Origin of the sequence: Streptomyces sp. NPDC008092, assembly GCF_042957285.1 — a bacterium.
Classification (GTDB): domain Bacteria; phylum Actinomycetota; class Actinomycetes; order Streptomycetales; family Streptomycetaceae; genus Streptomyces.
The window spans coordinates 1-2,299 of record NZ_JBIBHY010000039.1 but is presented as its reverse complement, the minus strand read 5'-3'; the positions used below and the strand labels follow the sequence as shown (position 1 = coordinate 2,299).

Genomic DNA, 2,299 nt, shown 5'->3' with positions numbered 1-2,299 from the left:
CCGTCTCGACAACGGGTGAAACGAGGGCCACGGACGGCGGATGAAAAGTGAGCCACTCTGCGATCTCTTGATCATTCTGACTTCACTGGTTCTGAAGTCGGGAGGAAGAGAGGTGATCCACGTGGAGGACTGGGCTGAGATCCGCCGGATGTACCGGGTGGAGGGGCTGTCGGCTCGCGCGGTGGCCCGTCATCTGGGGATCTCCAGGAACACCGTGCTGCGGGCTTTGGCCTCGGACCGCCCGCCGCGGTATCGGCGGGCGCCGAAGGGGTCGGCGGTGGACGCGGTGGAGCCGGCCGTGCGGGAGCTTTTGAAACAGACCCCGACGATGCCCGTGACGGTGATCGCAGAGCGGATCGGCTGGGAGCGGGGGCTGACGATCCTGCGGGAGCGGGTGCGCGAGTTGCGGCCGGCTTATCTGCCGGTGGACCCCGTCTCGCGGACGGTCTATGAGCCGGGTGAACTGGCGCAGTGCGACCTGTGGTTCCCGCCGGTGGACATCCCGCTCGGTTACGGCCAGAGCGGGCGCCCGCCGGTGCTGGTCATGGTGTCCGGATACTCACGGGTGATCACGGCCCGGATGCTCCCCTCACGGCAGACGGGCGATCTGATCGACGCCCACTGGCGGCTGCTGACCGCCTGGGGAGCGGTGCCGAAGATGCTGGTCTGGGACAACGAAGCCGGAGTCGGCAAGGGGCGCCTGACCAGCGAGTTCGCCGCGTTCGCGGGCCTGCTCGCCATCCGGGTGCATCTCTGCCGGCCCCGGGACCCGGAAGCGAAGGGCCTGGTCGAGCGCGCGAACGGCTACCTGGAGACCAGCTTCCTGCCCGGCCGCCTGTTCACCGGCCCGGGCGACTTCAACGCCCAGCTGGCCGCCTGGCTGCAGATCGCCAACCGGCGCCATCACCGCATCATCGATGCCCGGCCCATCGACCGCTGGGAGAGCGACCGGGCGTCGATGCTCGCCCTCCCGCCCGTCGGCCCGCCGCACTGGTGGCCGCTTCGCACCCGCCTGGGCCGGGACCACTACATCCGGGTCGACACCAACGACTACTCCGTCCACCCCCGCGCGATCGGCCACATCGTCACGGTCCACGCCGACACCGAGGAGATCACCGTGACCTGCGGTGACGATCTGGTGGCCCGTCACACCCGCTGCTGGGCCAGGCATCAGAGCCTGACCGACCCCGAGCACGCCGCGGCGGCCCGGAACCTGCGCGGTGAGGTGATCCACCAGCAGGCGGCCCGGGCGGCCACGGCCAGGGCCGCGGCTCTGGCCCCCGACAGCCTCGGCATCGAGGTCGAACAACGCGAGCTGGGCACCTACGACCGCATGTTCACCCTGATCGAGGGCGGCGGCGGGAAGGAGGACACCTGATGGCCCCGACCACCTCTCCCGCGAAGACGCACCCCACGGCCGCCGCGGGCAAGCCCGACGGCCCCGGCGCCCGCACGGGCCGGCAGACCGCCGCCGACCTGGCCTTCCTCACCCGTGCCATGAAGGCCCCGGCCCTGCTGGACGCCGCCGAGCGCCTGGCCGAACGCGCCCGCGCCGAATCGTGGACCCACACCGAGTACCTGGTCGCTTGCCTGCAGCGCGAGGTCTCTGCCCGCGACTGTCACGGCGGCGAGGGCCGCATCCGCGCCGCCCGCTTCCCCGCGATCAAGACCATCGAGGAACTCGATCTCACTCATCTGCGTGGTCTGACGCGCCAACAGCTCGCACACCTGGGAACATTGGACTTCATAGCGGCGAAAGAGAACGCCGTCTTCCTGGGACCGCCAGGCACCGGCAAGACCCACCTGGCTACCGGACTCGCCGTCCGGGCCTGTCAGGCCGGCCACCGGGTCGCGTTCGCCACCGCCGCCCAGTGGGTCGACCGCCTCGCCTCCGCGCACCAGAGCGGCCGGCTCCAGGACGAACTGGTCAAGCTCGGCCGCTACCCGCTGATCGTGATCGACGAGGTCGGCTACATCCCCTTCGAGGCCGAGGCCGCGAACCTGTTCTTCCAACTGGTCTCGAACAGATACGAGAGAGCCAGCGTGATCGTCACCTCGAACAAGCCCTTCGGACGCTGGGGAGAGACCTTCGGCGACGAGACCGTCGCCGCCGCCATGATCGACCGACTCGTCCACCACGCCGAGGTCCACTCCCTCAAAGGCGAGTCCTACCGCATGAAGGGCCGCGAACTCGGCCGCGTCCCCACCGCCACCGACAACCACTGACGAACCACCGAGGCCGCACAGTGGCTCACGATTGAACCGTTCGAACTGGTCCCAAATTCAGCCGTTGCCGACA

General features: G+C 69.6%; 2 protein-coding genes. Both read left to right on the top strand.

The annotated features are described in order from the left end of the window. The first annotated feature begins 112 nt into the window (after window positions 1–112). Entirely contained in the window at window positions 113–1,378 is a 1,266-nt protein-coding gene (gene istA / locus ACFZB3_RS50070) for an IS21 family transposase (protein ID WP_391390603.1), read from the top strand. Further along, on the top strand, window positions 1,378–2,226 hold the full coding sequence (gene istB / locus ACFZB3_RS50065; protein WP_391390601.1) for an IS21-like element helper ATPase IstB: 849 nt from the start codon (window positions 1,378–1,380) through the stop codon (window positions 2,224–2,226). Before istA ends, istB begins: the two co-directional genes overlap by 1 nt. Window positions 2,227–2,299: the final 73 nt, after the last annotated feature.